Genomic DNA, 819 nt, shown 5'->3' with positions numbered 1-819 from the left:
GGGTTCTGTTGCAAAGTTTTCTGATAAGTCTATTTTAGTGTAAAATGAATAAAAATGACAGCGAGGATATATCAATGAACTATTTTAAAGGTAAACAATTTCAAAAAGATGTGATTATTGTCGCTGTTGGTTATTATCTACGTTACAATCTAAGCTATCGTGAAATTCAAGAACTCCTTTATGATCGTGGGATTAACGTTTGTCACACAACTATTTATCGTTGGGTACAAGAATACAGTAAAGTCCTCTATCATCTCTGGAAAAAGAAAAATAGACAGTCCTTCTATTCGTGGAAAATGGATGAAACTTATATCAAAATCAAAGGTCGTTGGCATTATCTCTATCGTGCAATTGATGCGGATGGATTGACTTTAGACATCTGGCTACGCAAGAAACGGGATACTCAAGCTGCTTATGCGTTCTTGAAACGACTACATAAACAGTTTGGTCAACCAAGAGTAATTGTCACGGATAAAGCGCCCTCTATTGGTTCTGCATTTAGAAAGTTACAGAGTAACGGTTTATATACTAAGACAGAGCATCGAACCGTGAAGTATCTCAATAACCTCATTGAGCAAGACCATCGACCAATCAAACGACGCAATAAATTTTATCGAAGTCTACGAACTGCCTCAACCACGATTAAGGGCATGGAAACAATTCGAGGAATATACAAAAAGAACCGAAGAAATGGAACGCTCTTCGGATTTTCGGTATCTACTGAGATTAAGGTCTTAATGGGAATATTAGCTTAAGAACAAGAAGGATTATAAACCTTGTATTTGATTTTTAAACTTTGCAACAGAACCAGAGGCCATT

1 protein-coding gene is annotated in these 819 nt (G+C 36.4%); it reads left to right on the top strand.

Annotated features, from left to right (window positions below; all coding sequences use genetic code 11):
• Positions 1-74 precede the first annotated feature (74 nt).
• On the top strand, positions 75-755 hold the full coding sequence (locus D1643_RS11135; protein WP_010890648.1) for an IS6-like element ISS1S family transposase: 681 nt from the start codon (positions 75-77) through the stop codon (positions 753-755).
• Positions 756-819: the final 64 nt, after the last annotated feature.

It is taken from the genome of Enterorhabdus sp. P55 (genome assembly GCF_009911695.1).
Lineage (GTDB): Bacteria > Actinomycetota > Coriobacteriia > Coriobacteriales > Eggerthellaceae > Enterorhabdus.
The sequence above is the reverse complement of the archived record's forward strand: the minus strand, read 5'-3'. Positions and strand labels throughout refer to the sequence as shown.